The organism is Serratia sp. Je.1.23.a, from assembly GCF_051129805.1.
GTDB classification, from domain to species: domain Bacteria; phylum Pseudomonadota; class Gammaproteobacteria; order Enterobacterales; family Enterobacteriaceae; genus Serratia; species Serratia liquefaciens.
Window position 1 is genome coordinate 528,694 of sequence record NZ_JBCPSR010000003.1, and the last position, 15,266, is coordinate 543,959.

Below are 15,266 nucleotides of genomic sequence, written 5' to 3' on the forward strand. Positions count from 1 at the left end.
TCGTTAAGAACCCGCCTGTACCGCAAACAGATCCTTTCTCCTGGTCATGCAGAACAACGCCAAAGCGGCAATTAATGCGGGAATCGCCATCCAGTAGAAAAAATTCTGCAAATCACCAACCACGGTATACAGCCAAGAGCCAAGATAAGCCCCCGTGATGGAACCCACATGACCCACGCCGATCCCCCATGACACTCCGGTCGCACGTGCCGTGGTGGGATAAAGGCCAGCGCTCAAAATACTGATGTTGTTCAATGCTCCCGTGAGGGTAAAACCCACGAAAAAAACGCAAACCAATAAATGGGTAGAACTGCCGAGCTGGCTGCCGGTAACCAGCAGCGCGACCGAGGCCAATAAGGCTAAAGGAGGAAGTATTTTGGCGATACCGATTCGATCGATGAGAAGTGCTGTGATGATGCCACCGATCATGCCCCCCAGCGGCAGCATTGCGGCAACATATAAGGCCATCCGAGCGTCAAACCCGCTGCTGCGCAATACCGTGGGTAGCCAATTGCTCAACAGGTAGAACGAGAATAAGCAGCAGAAAAAGGTCAGCCAGAGTAGCAGCGTACGCTCGGTTCGCCCTTCAGAAAATAGCGCCGCCACGGGAGACAGCTGCAGGTTTTTTTCGCCGGGCTTTCTGTCCATACCGTCGGTAAAGATTACGTCCTGCCACTTCCTATGGCCGCCAATCCGCTCGACGATCCGCAGTAATTTAGCTCTCTGTTGCGGCCTGTTGGCCAGGAAACAGATCGACTCAGGGAGCATGAAATACAGCACTGGCAGCATCACCAAAGGAGCGATACTGCCCACAAAGAGCAGGCCTCTCCAGCCCAGCACCGGCAGCAGCAAGTCGGCCACCCAGCCGCCGAGCGCCATACCCAAGGTAAAACCGGAAAAGCTCAAGGTGACCAGCAACATGCGCCAGCGAATGGGCGAATACTCTGACACCAGAGTAATGCAACCGGGCAATACGCCGCCTAGTCCCATGCCAGTCAGCAACCGCAGTGCCACAAGCACGCTAATCGATGAGGAAAAGGCATAACCCAGGGTGCCTAAAGCGACGATAACCGAGCAGATCAGCAACACCGTTTTGCGCCCATAACGGTCCGCCGCGGGGCCACAAATGAAACTGCCGAGTAACATGCCGAACAGACCTGCCGCGAAAGCCGGGCCCAACTCGGCGCGATCAATCCCCCATTCTTGAGCCAATTCAGGGGCGATATAACCCATCGCGCTGGCATCCAGACCATTAATCATCAATACAATAAAACACAAGAGCAGCGTCATTATCTGCAAACCGCCAAGCGGGCTTTGATCGATAATGTCGGTGATGGATTGTTTGTTCATGGCAAAAATCCTCTTTTCTTGTTTTTGTATTACCTTGCATCATGAAAAGCACGCCACCACCGGCAGGAAGGCCCGGGATTAACCGGTGAATGAAATGGCACCAACATACTGATTAGTAATAATTTACCCTCTGCCAGTTCCGAAGCTTATGCATACCCTGGTGTTTTACTGGGTAGCGCTGCAGGAGCAGGTTTTCCAGAGAGCAGGGATTGATCGAGTATAGGGCTGTGCTGATATCAGGGAATAATCAAAAAAGGGATCTTTGGTATAACCAAAATGAATACAAGGAGGCGCGCAAAGGGAATATTTCGTGGGCGTCGGAAAAAAGAAAACCCCCGCACAGCCTAGCCGCAACGGGGGTTTTAAAATCATCACTGATAGTCAGTGATTAGCGGTTCATCATTCCCACTCTATTATCAATAGAAAAACAAAAGTCAATATAATCATATCGATATAAATTACAATAATTTATATACCATGAAAAACACCATCCCTTGAGAGATTTTAACCTCCCGAAAGCCGCTTCCATACTTTCAAATAGTCTTCGCCGGACAGCGAGGAATTATCAGGTTTCAAACGCGCCCAATCGTCCGGTTTCAAAGACTTCAGATATTCGCTGGCTTTTCGAGGTGACAGAGTATTTTCCGCACTAGCTGCAGTTCGAGCCCTAAAGTCTTCACCGGCGCGTTCAGCAATACTGCGCGGAACGCTGTTCATGCGCATCAACACGCCTTCTTCGGTTTTCACACCATGGTAAAGCATCGCTGGGAGGTTATTTAATCTGCGCTTTTCTTCGTCTGTCATGGCTTCAAAATCAAGCCCTGAAGTTGGCATTTTGCTTAATGCCGACAACCCCCAAGCTCCATTATTGGCCAAATCTCTATAAACCGCTCTGCAAGCTTTAGATATTTGATCTGTAAGGCTATCACCTTCAAAGTAAGTCTTCGCTATAGATTCAATGGAGCTACCTGTTACCCAAGCCTGGGTAATATCAGCAAGTTTCCGATGACTATTCCCCTGTCCTTTACTGATCTCTCGTAAACTTTCTTGTAACTGCGGAACCCTAAGCATAATCCCCATCAAGCTTGGCAGCACAGACTTCGATTTATCACCAAATAGACTCGAAGGCTCCCAATCTGCAAACGTTAACTTGTTTTCAAGGTTATTCAAATCCAATAAAGTTGAACGAACCCCCTCAGGAGAGAAGCCTGTAACATCTGCAAGAGAAGCATTTTCTGGATGCTCAGCTAACTTTCTAACATATCCTTTGGTAGCTTCAAGAAGCGCATCAGCTTTCTCTTGCGAGGCTTTATCAGCTTTAGCGCGAAGAGAACCAAACCCGTAGGTATTTCGCAATAATTGTTCTGCTTCACCAATTACAGCGTCCAAGTTACGTTTTTCATTCCATAAATGAGCAATATAGCTTCTGAAGTCTGCCCATTGTTCTTGCTGCATAACCCAAGATAAGTTTACTAATTCCCCCGCAGCTTGAAGATCATCGAGCATCTCTTCCAATCGGGAAACTAACGATGCGGTTGCATCACTAACATATTTCCGGATCTCATTCGGCTGTGCACCTGCTGCAATACCGATTACGCCTACGCTATCATGGCCGATACGCCCAGCTCGACCAGCGAGGTTCCAAAATGCCCGATGCGACATTTCATTGCCGTAAGGCAATTTTCTCGTCGCAAGAAAAACTGATGAAACAGGGAAGTTAAGCCCTTGTGCAATGGTTGTCGTTGCACACATCACTCGAATATGGCCTGCTTCTGTAAGCCACTCGATTAATGAAAGCGCCTCAGCGGGTAAACCTGCATGATGTACAACAACACCTTTTGACAGCATATTAATTAGCTCAAAATCCTCACTAATCTCAGCCGCAAGAAAACGTTGAACCAGTTTAATGTCTTCGTGCACCTGCACAAAAGGTTCAAGCTCCGCAGCAACTTTACGAGCAATACTCCAAGCATCAGGAATCGTCTGTGCTACAGCAATACTGGTACCGCGCTTAGAAAACACTTTAGCCATAGCAACAGCCTGTGTTGCGAGCCCCTTAGCGCTAGAGTACGTCAGTTTTTGCAGAGGGCGGTTACCATCTACATTGTGGATTCCTTTAAGGTGAATCGTACGTTGAGTGGTCATCAACGTTTCAAAACTTAAATTCCAATCACCACGTTTTTCACCTTTATGAATATCAAATAGACCAACAATTCTCTCATTTTGGTTGCCAAGCAGAAGTGCCCAAGCTGATACTTCGGCCACGATCAGCAGCGAGCCATTGAGCTAAATCGTTAGCATTTGGAACAAATGGCATCAAGAGTAAGAAGTTTGCCCGAGGTGATTCTTGCTTAATCGTTGCAAGCAGAAATTCAATACGTAAGCCACGAGACTCATCTTCAATATTGTGAGCTTCATCCATCACAACCAGAGCCAATGGGCGCGCGACTTTTTTGTTTCTCATCACCAACTGAAGTTTCTCAGGTGTTGCAACCAAAACCTGAAAAGCACGTGCTTCACCCAAAAGCGCTTCTTCAAAAGCATCGACTTCAATCGCGCCAGTTAACGGCTCAACTTGAATACCTAATGGGCCAAAATCTTCACGTAATCGTCGGGTAATTTGCGAAACTAAAGCGCGAGTTGGCGCAACATAGGCCACCCAACCATCATCCTGATCAAACTGATTCAGCGCTTGCAACATGCGGAACTGTGCCAGCGCTGTTTTACCGCCGGATGTAGGCAAATCAACAATTACCGCTCTGCTGGCTTGATCGAGTAAACCTTGCTCTTGCAGTGCAGCTCGTTGCGGCGGTAACAGTTCAAATAAGCTCTTGTGCTTAGTCACATGGGAAACAAAGCGTGTCACACGGGAGTTAACCGTATGTGCCACCCACCATAAAGAGCCAGCGACCATTTTTCGGCTTGCGACATGTAACCAGCGTAAAATCATTTCGAGCTGCGGGTCTTTAGCGGCTTGTGCCGCTTTTTGCGCCGCTTCAAAATGCTGATCTAACTGCGCATCGATCGCTACCGGTTCGCCTTGCAGCATGTACACAGCTAAACGCTCTGTTACTTTGGCCCAATGATAAAGCGCCACTAAACGCATGGCGATGCTTTGCGCCTCTGCACCTTGGGTTTGTTCTAGTAACGCTTTTTCGTAGTTTTCTTGATCGTTTCGTAAGCCAAGCACAATCTCTGAAATCTGATCTAAATCATCCCAGCGGTTTTTACGAAGCAGTCGCAACCAACAATCAAAAATTCGGTAAAGCAAACGCTTATCCCAAGTAACACCTGCCACACTGGGTACTGCTACTGTACTGTTCTGCTCTTCAAACCATCGACGTAAATCGGTCCAGCGATCGGCGCAGTAGGCCAAACCCGACACATGCAAAACATGAAACAAGCGCTCCTCATTGTCATCAGGTACGGGTAATACACGATAAAGCCCGAACGCTCGAAACGCGCCAGCTTGTGCAAGCTATCGAATATTTTTATTGTCCTGATTGGCAACAGGGTGCAACAAAGCGCCAATGCCTTCGATCGCGGCCAACTCATACGCCGTTGCTACTTGCTCTAACAAGTCACTGTCAAACTCAGTTGCCGCATGTTCAAGTATATTACCCAGCGCCATATCAACCAAGCGCCGTTCAGCCATTTTCATCGCTGTATCACGCCGCTCAGCGCTAATGGACTGAACAGCCCAATGCTGATCTACCTGTAGTAAGTGCTCTTGTGAAAGCGTCATGACGCCTCCTGCATAGCCGCTTGAGCACGAGCAGACAGCGTACCAATCATGTTAAGGGGAAGGTATAAAGCGTACATTTCAATATCAGTTTGCACTGGACAATCGGCCGCCAGTGCTTTTGCTCGGCCAGCAATATCAGAAGCGCTTGGGGCAATATCGCGCACCAAAACACCATAAACAGCAACGTCTGTCGTGTTCGAGCTCAAATAGCGTTTGGCAGCGCTTTTAAACATTGGTTCCCACGGAGCTCGCACCGCATGGAGTCCTAAATAACGTAAGAGAGCATCTTTTACTTGGCGATTATCTCGTAGCCCAAACAATTGGGTTCCCAAGCTGGTCATCACGCTTGGCGGCGCTTTATTCTCTTCAGACGTTTTAACTTCACCAAATGCAAAACGGTAGGGAAGCTCAGCATCGTTAACAGGCTGAAAACCAGTCAAATCGCAACCAGCCGGACTTGCATTAGGGTTTTTAAGATCACGTCCTGTTGGCCACGGAAAAATACAATTGCCTTTATCTGCCACAAAAGCTTCGGCAACAGCCTCTCCCACTCTCCAATTATCTGGTACGGTTTCATCAATCAGCGCTTGACGTAAACCCTCTTGCTCAAATTCCGTGCTCACGACACTGCCAAGTAATTCCTGAAGCTCATCATTGCCTGCGGTATCTAGCAAAATATGCTTTACGGGGCCAGCTAGCATCTCGCTCACGTGGTCATCCTGATAAGACAAACCATGAGCAATCACGGGCTGGGTGCCAGCATCATAAGCAAGCGTCGGTGCAGGCATAGACATTAAACCAATTCTCCCTTAAAGGCTTTATCTAAAATTGAAGGCATAAGGGCCTCTAGCTCAGTTGCATTTTCTGATTGAGCTTGTTTAATTTTTTCAACATAACTTTGCAGTTGATTAAACCGAAGCTGCTTATCGTAATCGGGTACCGGAACCTCGATATTTTCAAGCTTTTTAAGTCCTAAAGTTCTATTCCTTCCGGCACCTCCAGGGGATGCTGCTTGTATTTTCTCTAGCCCCTCGGTCGTCAGAAAATAAAAGCAAAGGAAATCGGCTGTCACCACTCCTGATTTAGGTAAACATGTTATAAAACGATGCGAACCGACACGGCCTTCATCTTCTTTCTTAACAACCGCAATCGCACCTTCCCAAGCAAAAACATTACTGAACACCAAGTCACCGGAAACCATTTGGTACAACTTTTTGGTGCCAACGTCCATTCCATCAAGAATTGGCTTGTGGAAAGTACCGTTACCAAAACAACGCACACCAAGCTCTGGGTACTCCGCATTGACGTCGATTTCAACTTTACGGCGCTCAAGAGGTGCCACTTTCGACATCGGCTTGTATACAGCGCCTTCAATTAATTTGTGAAAGGTACTACTCAGCATTGCTTGCGCATCTATTAACAAGGACTCTCTTAACTCGCTGATTAAACCTGATTTCAAAGACAGGTTTTCAATCTTGCTAACAATTTCATCCTGAACTGATAAAGGCGGCAAAGGAATATTAATATCGAGAAATTTCTCAGGTTTAATCCTATTTTTTCCGCTGGTACCACGAGATTTCTCGTCACATAAGTTCCAAAACCAACGAGTCTTAGTTATCCAAAAAAACCATTTCGGATTTATCTTTTCTTTATTAGGTAGAAAAAGGGGAAACTCACCAGAGCAATAGCAACCTGCAAGCTCAGGGGTAACGAGACTGACACTACCATTTCTTGCCCAAATTTTATTTACGATGATATCGCCCGATTCCACCTTATTTAGGAATTTATATTTCGTATCACCACCGTCGATGGTTTCACGCTCATAAGCACCTTCACCCCAAAGACGAACACCAATCTGCCTATAGCTTTGACCTGCTATTGGCGGTTCAGGTCTATCAATGCGTTCAGCGATACTACCTATCGGCACACAGTCCCAACCAAATTTCACAGTTTCTCTCCCAAAGAAGACTTTATCTCCTCCATCAACTGAGTAATTCTCTGCTCGGTTGTCAGCATTTTATCTATCAACTCACTAGGCGCTTTGTGCTGCATTGCTTCAAGACTATTTGGGTTCTTAATATCTAAGTTAACTGAAACCAACTTGCCGCTATCGTCATACTGGATAACGTCTTGTGCTTTCACTGACCAAGCTTGGGCATTTTCCACACGGCTAGCCCACCACTGTAAGCAGTCTTCAAATTCGAAATACTCCATTGGTTTAGTCTTGGTATATTTTTTTCTGCCTTCTGGTGTCGATATTTGGTAATACCAAATATCGTCTGTTGGGCCAGAACGATCGAAGAAGACTAAGTTGCCTGCAATATCGGTATAAGGCGCGAATACACCTTCCGGCAAACGAACAATGGTATGCAGATTAAAGTTCTTTAACAGCTCTTCTTTAATGCGTGCGCTGATACCATCACTGAATAACGTGCCATTTGGTACAACAACCGCGGCGCGGCCACCATTGTCAGCACCATGACCAGGGCGCTTGAGTTTACGCATGATCAACTGAAGGAACAGCATTGCGGTTTCGGCGGTTTGCATGTCTTCTGGGAAGTTACCAAGAATGCCTTTCTCTTCCTCACCTCCAAAAGGTGGGTTGGTTAAGATCACATCGACACGATCTTTGTCGCCCATCTCTCGTAGTGGAAAACGCAGGCTATTTTCTGGGTCAATTCTTGGATACTCCAAACCATGCAATAACAGGTTCATTTGTACCAAAAGGTAAGGCAACGATTTGGCCTCACCGCCAAAGATACTGCTTTCTTGCAGTACTTCTCGGTCTTCAACCGTTTTACACTGGCGTTCTAGGTGTTCGAACGCTTCAACCAAAAAACCACCCGTGCCGCAGGCTGGGTCCAATACAGACTCACCCAACTGCGGGTCCATAACCTCAACCATAAAGCGAACCACTGGACGCGGAGTATAAAACTCGCCGGAGTCACCAGCGGCATCACGCATTTCACGCAGCATGGTTTCGTATAAGCGGCTTAAGGTGTGCATCTCTTCAGATGAATTGAAATGAATGCCGTTTATTTTGTCGACGACATCACGTAACAAATATCCGTTGATCATGCGGTTTTGCATACCTTTAAACACGGTCGCAATCACATCTCTGCGATCACCACCGTTGTCACCTTGCAGGCTACGCAAGTAGGCAAACAAACCTATGCCACGGGTACCATCAGGTCGCATTGCTTCATCATTGTTAATAAAGGCAATCAGCTCGTCGCCGGTGATACCACCTTCAATTGCTGCCCAGTCTCGCCAGCGGTATGGCGCCTCAATTGCTGGCTGAAAGCTTTTTCCTTCTAGCACGGCTTCGGTTTCTCGCATTTGTTCTAAGTCGTCGAGAAACTTCAAAAACATGATCCAAGTGAGCATTGGCAGGCGATCGAGATCGCCATTTAAGCCTTTATCTTTACGCATTATTTGCCGAGACGATTTAACAATCGCACCTAATTGTTGGGCGGTGGTCATCGGCTGATCTGCTTTCTTTGTTCGTACCATAAATCGTATCGTCACTTCTGTTATTGCTGGCTATAGAGCAGCGTTTGTAATTGGTCCACGGCGGTTTTCATTTGCAATGCACCGCCAAAGAGATTGGCTATTTCCATCACATTGCCATATTCAGAAATAGGCGGTACCTGTAGCGAATCCGGAATACTGAATTGCTTGGGGCCGTGGTCGGTATATTTATCCAGTAAAGACGTTAAGATCGCGCGGGCCTCTGGGCCGTATTGATCAAAAAAGTCCGGTTTGTTTTTCTTCAAGTACTCAGCGCGCTCTTTTCTGGTTCGCAGCGGTACGTTGAATGCAATATGGCAAAGTAAATCCAATGGATCTGCATCGGTTTTACCCGACTCTGCGACCAAATCCTCAAACTGGATCCCTCGTTCTTGTAATTCGAGAATGATCTCTTCTCTCTTTAACGGATTAGCCCAGCTATCTTTTAGTTCGTCCAGTGAGGAAAAGAGGGTCTTTACCTTTTCTGCGGTGTAGTCGGTATATTGGATGACGCGAAGCTGTTTACCGTCTTCGTCTAGCTCATAGACCAAATGAGACGTAATTTTAACGCTGCCACCATCTACGTAGTACTTTCTCGGTTCGTGCTCCTCTTCATCATCAGCGCCTTCACCTTCAGTATTCACTTCGTATTCGCCCGTCTCTTCAGCAACCTCTAACTCTTCACTCTCTGGTGTTAAAGTGTCATCAACTACTTCTTCACCGTCTTCATCAATCACCACTTCATCTTCAATCTCTGGGTAACCGTCAAAGTCTGGATCAGCAAAATTTTGTGTAGCGGAGCCGGTATAATCAATGATGTTGAACCACAGCTTGCCGTAATCTTCGCGTAGGCGAGTACCACGGCCAACAATTTGCTTGAACTCACTCATTGAGTTCACAACACGCGCAAGAACAACATTTTTACAGGTTGGCGCATCGACTCCTGTTGTTAATAGCTGTGAAGTGGTCAGTATCACAGGTGAACTCGTTTCCAGCTCTTGAAAACGGCTGAGGTGCCCTTTGCCAATTTTCCCTTCTTCTGATGTCACTCGTGCAACGTAATCTGGATGCTTGCGTACAAGGTCAGAATTCAAGTTATTCAGCGCCCGTCGCATTTCATCGGCATGTTCTTGGTCGACACAAAACACGATCGTTTTTGCAAAACGATCGGTTCGCTTCATGAAGTCGGTGAGATGCTTAGCAAACGCATCTGTTCGAGCCTTTAACGCTATAACCCGTTCAAAGTCCTTGGTTTGGTATTCATTATCTGGGATTTCTCGTCCAAAGCGGTCTACATCGCCTTTGCTTGGTCGCCAACCTGCTGCATCGACTTCCGAAATGACTCGATGTACGCGGTATGGTGCAAGAAAACCATCATCAATACCTTGCCGCAAACTGTAGGTGTAGATTGGATTGCCAAAATAACGATAAGTATCGCGGTTATCTTCACGCAGCGGAGTTGCAGTCATACCAATTTGGAAGGCTGCCTCAAAGTACTCTAGAATTTCGCGCCAGTTACTGCTGTCGCGAGCACTGCCTCTGTGGCATTCATCAATGATGATTAGATCAAAGAAGTCTTGCGGAAATTCTTTGTACAAGCCTGGACGACGCTCATCACTGGCAATGGATTGATAGATCGCAAAATAAATTTCACGACTTTTAACGACTTTGCCACCTTCAATTTTGTGCCTTGCATCACCAAACGGGGTAAATGTTTTATCCTTTGGATCATCGACCAACACATTTCTATCTGCCAGAAATAGAATGCGAGGCTTTCTGTAGTCTCCCGTGCGATTCCAACGGGCACTCCACAGCTTCCAACTAATCTGAAAAGCAACGACTGTCTTACCTGTACCCGTTGCCATCGTGATTAATGATCGTTTTTTACCTTGAAGTACAGACTGTACTGCGCGGTTTATGGCAATTTGTTGGTAGTAACGCGGAGAGTAACCCGAAACATGGTGGTAAGGGGACAGCAAGGTATCAATATCTTCGTCCTTTAAGCATTCATCGCCACAAAGCCGCTTGAATAACTCATCAGGAGTTGGAAAGCTCGACAATAACTGCTCTTCACCGGTGGTGTAGTCAAACTCTAAGATCTCATGACCATTGGTTGAGTAAGCAAATTTTAGTCCTAAGATTTCTGCGTAATTTTTTGCCTGTTGCATCCCTTGGCCTACAGGGCTGTTTTCAGGTTTAGCCTCAACTACGGCTATAGGAAAATCGCGAGTGTACTTAAGTAAATAATCAGCTCGTTTTTGCTCTCCACGCTTAACTTTGTTGCCCTTGAACTGAACGCGACCATCGGTAAATGTGTACTGTTCAGTTACTGCGCTAGGATTGTCTTCCCAACCAGAATCTTTAAGTTTTGGCGTCACATAGACTCGGCAAGTATCCGCTTCGTTTAAGCCCATGCTATTTTTGTTCCTTGCTATCATCTGATGCACCACCAGATCTAACCCACTGATCCACCTCATCAGCTTTCAACTTCCAAGGCCGACCAATTCTATGCGCTGGCATTCCCTTTTTACTGATCCATGAGTACACAGTATCTTTGCTTACGCCAAGGTATTCGGCTATTTCTTCAACAGATAACCAGCGGTCTGAAGTCACAAGAGCACCAAAGGTTTGATGGATTAAAGTTAGAATCAAATTCTGACATAAAAATCGCAAGAGATAAATCAGCTCAAGTAAGATTAGAGCTGAACAGGGCTAAGTAAAGCGGCATTCAACAATCCCACCTGATTGGTCCTTTCGGCTAGATCTTTTTTCTCATCAATGCTGACCCAAACCTCAATTCGCTCTCGCCGTGGAAGTGTCCCACGCGAATGTGATAGATAGCGTCAATCACATTTTCACTCGCCATAAACCTTCCCTCTTTGGTGTAAATGTCGCGGAACGCCTGACAGCCTCGCAGAGCAAGATACCGTCGAGCCGTAAGCGAGTAAGGGACGTTGTTGGACTGGTACGAGCTTGCACGTACCGGTACAACACACATCTTGCCATCGAGTTAGGCGCTAAAATATGCATATCTTTGCAAAAGGTTGACACCCAGATTATCTGCGCATATTTTCGCATAAATAACCTAAGTTACGCATATAATATTATCAACATCATGCGTATACTTGCTTAACTATGCTTAAGCAGAGGTTATGATGATGGGAACACCAAAAGAAAAGCTTCCAGGTGCGGGAAGGGTAGCATTTTTAGCTCGCCTCGATGAATTCCGTATTCTAATTGAAGCCGGCTGGCCGATAACGGTCGTTTATGAACACCATGGTGGAGATAATACTGGCCTGAGCTACAGCCAGTTCGCTCGTTACGTCGGGAAATACATCCGCAAAACGGCTAATCGCGGAATCCAGCAGCCCACAATCCCTGAAGAAATAAAAATTCAGGTAGCACCAGCTTCAGGAAAAATTCAGTCCGGCGCCACCTCTACTAAACAAACTCCGATCTTTAAGTCACGGCCTGTATTTCAACATAATCCAAACGGTGGAAACGACCGTGATGATCTTATATAGCGTTTCTAAGAGTTAAGACTTTATAGCTGCATATCTTTTATCCGTGGAAACACGTACTACGAGTAACAGCTAATCTTCGGTTTATTTTATAGCGGATGTTTTTACAAATATCCGCTATATATTGGTTCTCGCCATGATGTAGCTACGACTAATACTTCACTACTGGCAATAATACGTACTATTAAGCTATTTCGTTGCTCTATTGACCAATCTCAATACCCTTTAGATTAATCACAAAGAGAAACCTTAACCCTAGTTAGGCTTCGCCATTAGTAATACGCACGGACTTGTGCCAACTATGAGTAACTACCTTTCAACAATTTTACGCCATTTCAGGAAGGTCATGATCAAGCACTGATTAACGGTTTATAGACTTCTTTGTCAACGGTGGGCATGGATATGCTTCAGACTCGACTGGCTTACCTGCTCGATACCAACTCCGGCGACTCATCCCAAGCGCCTCCCAAGGTTTTTGACGGCTCAAGGACGTACTCTCATAGGTCTGACGGTCTACCGCACCAGCTGCACGTCTACGCCCCTCCTCGCGCGCCCTATGACGCTCTGCTGCTTCGACATGGCTAACGATAGTCTTTAGCTGTCGCTGCTCATCAGCAGTGATTGTGAACAAATTTATCAGTGTGTCATTCTTTGGCGTGTAGAGAGGTGCATACTCTCGACCTCCGAAGCTGACCCGCTCCCCCGACTCGTAGGCTTTGGCCTTGCTGAAGAGAGTCATCAGCTCTTGAGAACGACAATTCCACTGTGGATTTAGCTCGTGGGCCAGTACCGTGGCTTCATGATACATCTGCCTACTGTTCGTCGCCCCGGATAGCAAAAGGAAGTTCAATCGCCAGAACAGATGTTGCATCCGACAGCCTTCGTTGACTCCACCGCGTAGCTCAGCAAGTTTACGCAGGTCTTCAAGACGATCCCATGCAAGCTGGCGGCCAGAAAATCCACGGAGATTGTCACCTTTACCACCGGGTACTAGAAGAAAAGCCTGAGACTTGCGTTTTCTCCTATCTGACTGTTCCTGCCGCTGCTGCTCTATTGCCCAACGGGAAGTTGGCAGCAGGGCCTCGGCCAGATACTCAAAGTTGTAGCGAATAGGTTGACCATTGATATCGTTCGTAATGTGAACAACGCGACAGACTTCACCACTCTTGCTATTGACTGTTTGGATAGTTCGCAGAACGCGGCTTGCGTCCTTTGCCATCGGATCAGCCCCAATATGGGCAAGGCGATCCACTAGGTAGCGCTGGCAAGCATTCCAGCGAGGCAATGCTTGACGCGGGATAGTACCGTTGAGTAGCCATTTCGCTTGAATACCGCGGCCACTGTAAATAAGGACAGAAGGTGTCGGGAGCCCTGCCTCAGTACAGAAATACAGCACCGACGTTGCCAGTTGGTCAGCCGTACGACCGGTAAGAAACGGTATACGGTAAGTGTCAAGATCTGTGAACAATAGTCCCAATCGAGCAAGATTCACGACCCGCCGATTGGGTCGAATAAACTCGGCCTGAGACATCCATGTATCGCGAGTTTTATCTGCCAAATTGAGAATGGTTGGCATGTCCGCTAATCGGTGTGAGGACTGGCGTTTTTCCCCACATACGTCAACCAGCAACGAAAAGAAACCGTTCCTGTTGCTATCATGATACATCTGCGCCTCATCTTGAGAACTGAATAGCGCGAGCTGAGAACATTGGTATTGGACGCAATTCGTTCTAATATGTAGCTGGGGTATGGGCCCTTCGTCGGGCCCTGTCTGCATTTTTCAGACTCCAATTCCGGGCCTGGGAGCAGGTCCGGAGTCCTTACATGCATTAATCCATTCTTCAACCTCAGCCAAATCCCAGACTACTTTTCGGCTGCTTATCGCAATGCGACGTGGGAACTTTCCTTTGAGTTCAAAATTGTAGATCGTTCGCTCACATAGCGGAATCATAGCTAGTAGCGTCTTTTTGTCGATAAGCTTTCTGGTTGTTGATACCTGCATATACTTGCCTCAATCAGTCACATTCGATATGTGCCTGATCGTGCCCGTACTTGCCCCTTGCTTCGACAATATGATTGGCTAAAATGGTTGACATGAAAAATAGATCAACCATCACCATTTGGAAGGAATGCGACCCAACGGTCGCAGATGCAATTCGGCAGTTTCAGGATAGCTGGGAGCCTTACTCCACAACATCGAAACGTTACCCCATCGTACGACTGGTAGAAAAAGTCATTGATCCAGCAGTAGTTATGTATATATCGAAGCTACCCTCTCATTATCGAGATCACATACCTGGAGCAGGTATTGGTATAGCATTTAGTAAAATCATCCGATTAGTCGGTTTTGAGGCAATGCTTCGCATACAGCAGCAATTGCTTAGAATTTTTATCATGACAAACAATACACAGTCTGAAAAAGACAGTCGATATGTCGCTACACTTGAAACGTTGATAGAGCTTATATGGGCTTGCAAGCTCAAGAAACCAGTGGTGCAAAATCTACTTGGTGTGAATGGACGACGCATAAGAGATTTTTGTAGATTTTGTGGCTCGCCTGCGGAATTAGCTTCATTTGCCAAAGCCGCAGAATCCACCAAAGCTTTGAGAGCAAGGGGCGATCAGCTTAAACCTGCATATTTAAGAATCAGTAAATTACGTGGAGTAGATGAAGAATTACACATGAGTAATCTGTACTGCCAGGAACATCGTCCAAGGCTGTCAGATAAAACGTGGAATCCCGTGTATAGAACAGCAAAACGCTCTTTAGTGCAATTCGATCTTGAATTAGCAAGAATAAGTCGACAATGCGCATCGCGTGGTACTCCAAAAGCAAAATCAGGTGACGAACTAGTTGACGGCTACATACACAACTACATGCTTGGCCAGACATTAACACTAGGAGAGGAAACAGAGTTACGGAACCTGGCGCGATTTATGGTGGATTCAAGATTATCTGACAGAAAAAAACAAATGCTCATGCTCAGATGGCTTGGTTACAATCAATCAGAGATTGCACGGAGACTAGGTATTAAACGCCAAGCGGTATCCAAAGCCATATCCTCAATTCCAGAAATATTTTTCTTGAGTCAGCCAAGACACATAATCAATAAAGGCTCACGTAGCTAAATCTGACTCAT

The 15,266-nt window shown here is 46.5% G+C and carries 13 protein-coding genes; 2 read left to right on the forward strand and 11 right to left on the reverse strand.

Annotated features, from left to right (window positions below; all coding sequences use genetic code 11):
* Positions 1–3 precede the first annotated feature (3 nt).
* The 9 genes from AAZT04_RS14745 to AAZT04_RS14785 all read right to left on the reverse strand — a co-directional run bounded on the left by AAZT04_RS14745 (position 4) and on the right by AAZT04_RS14785 (position 11,218).
* Positions 4–1,350 carry an MFS transporter gene (locus AAZT04_RS14745; protein WP_129983495.1) on the reverse strand — a complete coding sequence of 449 codons (1,347 nt, stop codon included), beginning with the start codon at positions 1,348–1,350 and terminating at the stop codon, positions 4–6.
* A gap of 504 nt (positions 1,351–1,854) precedes the next feature.
* Complete coding sequence (locus AAZT04_RS14750) at positions 1,855–3,615, reverse strand: hypothetical protein (RefSeq protein WP_434680651.1); 1,761 nt, start codon at positions 3,613–3,615, stop codon at positions 1,855–1,857.
* Entirely contained in the window at positions 3,569–4,753 is a 1,185-nt protein-coding gene (locus tag AAZT04_RS14755; RefSeq protein ID WP_434680653.1) for a DEAD/DEAH box helicase, read from the reverse strand. Before AAZT04_RS14755 ends, AAZT04_RS14750 begins: the two co-directional genes overlap by 47 nt.
* A gap of 75 nt (positions 4,754–4,828) precedes the next feature.
* On the reverse strand, positions 4,829–5,095 hold the full coding sequence (locus AAZT04_RS14760; protein ID WP_434680655.1) for a hypothetical protein: 267 nt from the start codon (positions 5,093–5,095) through the stop codon (positions 4,829–4,831).
* The gene (locus AAZT04_RS14765; RefSeq protein WP_434680657.1) at positions 5,092–5,889 is read right to left on the reverse strand and encodes a hypothetical protein; all 798 of its coding nucleotides are present in this window, start codon (positions 5,887–5,889) and stop codon (positions 5,092–5,094) included. The genes AAZT04_RS14760 and AAZT04_RS14765 overlap by 4 nt, the downstream gene beginning before the upstream one ends.
* A complete protein-coding gene (locus tag AAZT04_RS14770) occupies positions 5,889–7,043 on the reverse strand; it encodes a restriction endonuclease subunit S (protein WP_434680659.1) in 1,155 nt (384 codons plus the stop codon). Before AAZT04_RS14770 ends, AAZT04_RS14765 begins: the two co-directional genes overlap by 1 nt.
* Entirely contained in the window at positions 7,040–8,578 is a 1,539-nt protein-coding gene (locus AAZT04_RS14775; protein ID WP_434680661.1) for an N-6 DNA methylase, read from the reverse strand. Before AAZT04_RS14775 ends, AAZT04_RS14770 begins: the two co-directional genes overlap by 4 nt.
* Before the next feature lie 50 nt (positions 8,579–8,628).
* Positions 8,629–11,019: an EcoAI/FtnUII family type I restriction enzme subunit R gene (gene hsdR, locus AAZT04_RS14780; RefSeq protein ID WP_434680663.1), complete on the reverse strand. Its 2,391-nt coding sequence runs from the start codon at positions 11,017–11,019 to the stop codon at positions 8,629–8,631.
* A 1-nt stretch (position 11,020) separates the two neighbouring features.
* The gene (locus tag AAZT04_RS14785; protein ID WP_434680665.1) at positions 11,021–11,218 is read right to left on the reverse strand and encodes a helix-turn-helix domain-containing protein; all 198 of its coding nucleotides are present in this window, start codon (positions 11,216–11,218) and stop codon (positions 11,021–11,023) included.
* A 539-nt stretch (positions 11,219–11,757) separates the two neighbouring features.
* Here AAZT04_RS14785 and AAZT04_RS14790 point away from each other — a divergent pair.
* A complete protein-coding gene (locus tag AAZT04_RS14790) occupies positions 11,758–12,129 on the forward strand; it encodes a TraK family protein (protein WP_434680668.1) in 372 nt (123 codons plus the stop codon).
* Between the two features lie 358 nt (positions 12,130–12,487).
* Here AAZT04_RS14790 and AAZT04_RS14795 read toward each other — a convergent pair whose 3' ends face one another.
* Both AAZT04_RS14795 and AAZT04_RS14800 read right to left on the reverse strand, forming a co-directional pair.
* The gene (locus AAZT04_RS14795; protein WP_434680670.1) at positions 12,488–13,792 is read right to left on the reverse strand and encodes a replication protein; all 1,305 of its coding nucleotides are present in this window, start codon (positions 13,790–13,792) and stop codon (positions 12,488–12,490) included.
* 114 nt (positions 13,793–13,906) lie between these two features.
* Positions 13,907–14,128: a helix-turn-helix transcriptional regulator gene (locus tag AAZT04_RS14800; protein WP_434680672.1), complete on the reverse strand. Its 222-nt coding sequence runs from the start codon at positions 14,126–14,128 to the stop codon at positions 13,907–13,909.
* Positions 14,129–14,211: 83 nt separating this feature from the next.
* Between AAZT04_RS14800 and AAZT04_RS14805 the strand changes: the two genes are divergently transcribed.
* Positions 14,212–15,255 (forward strand): LuxR family transcriptional regulator, encoded by a 1,044-nt coding sequence (locus AAZT04_RS14805; protein ID WP_434680674.1) that lies wholly within the window; start codon positions 14,212–14,214, stop codon positions 15,253–15,255.
* The last annotated feature ends 11 nt before the right edge of the window (positions 15,256–15,266 follow it).

What these genes read in the sequence shown, in the direction of transcription:
- AAZT04_RS14805 (WP_434680674.1), top strand. Translation starts at nt 14,212, where the DNA reads ATGGTTGACATGAAAAATAGATCAACCATCACCATTTGGAAGGAATGC.
- AAZT04_RS14790 (WP_434680668.1), top strand. Translation starts at nt 11,758, where the DNA reads ATGATGATGGGAACACCAAAAGAAAAGCTTCCAGGTGCGGGAAGGGTA.
- hsdR (WP_434680663.1), bottom strand. Translation starts at nt 11,019, where the DNA reads ATGGGCTTAAACGAAGCGGATACTTGCCGAGTCTATGTGACGCCAAAA.
- AAZT04_RS14795 (WP_434680670.1), bottom strand. Translation starts at nt 13,792, where the DNA reads ATGTATCATGATAGCAACAGGAACGGTTTCTTTTCGTTGCTGGTTGAC.
- AAZT04_RS14765 (WP_434680657.1), bottom strand. Translation starts at nt 5,889, where the DNA reads ATGTCTATGCCTGCACCGACGCTTGCTTATGATGCTGGCACCCAGCCC.
- AAZT04_RS14745 (WP_129983495.1), bottom strand. Translation starts at nt 1,350, where the DNA reads ATGAACAAACAATCCATCACCGACATTATCGATCAAAGCCCGCTTGGC.
- AAZT04_RS14775 (WP_434680661.1), bottom strand. Translation starts at nt 8,578, where the DNA reads ATGACCACCGCCCAACAATTAGGTGCGATTGTTAAATCGTCTCGGCAA.
- AAZT04_RS14760 (WP_434680655.1), bottom strand. Translation starts at nt 5,095, where the DNA reads ATGACGCTTTCACAAGAGCACTTACTACAGGTAGATCAGCATTGGGCT.
- AAZT04_RS14800 (WP_434680672.1), bottom strand. Translation starts at nt 14,128, where the DNA reads ATGCAGGTATCAACAACCAGAAAGCTTATCGACAAAAAGACGCTACTA.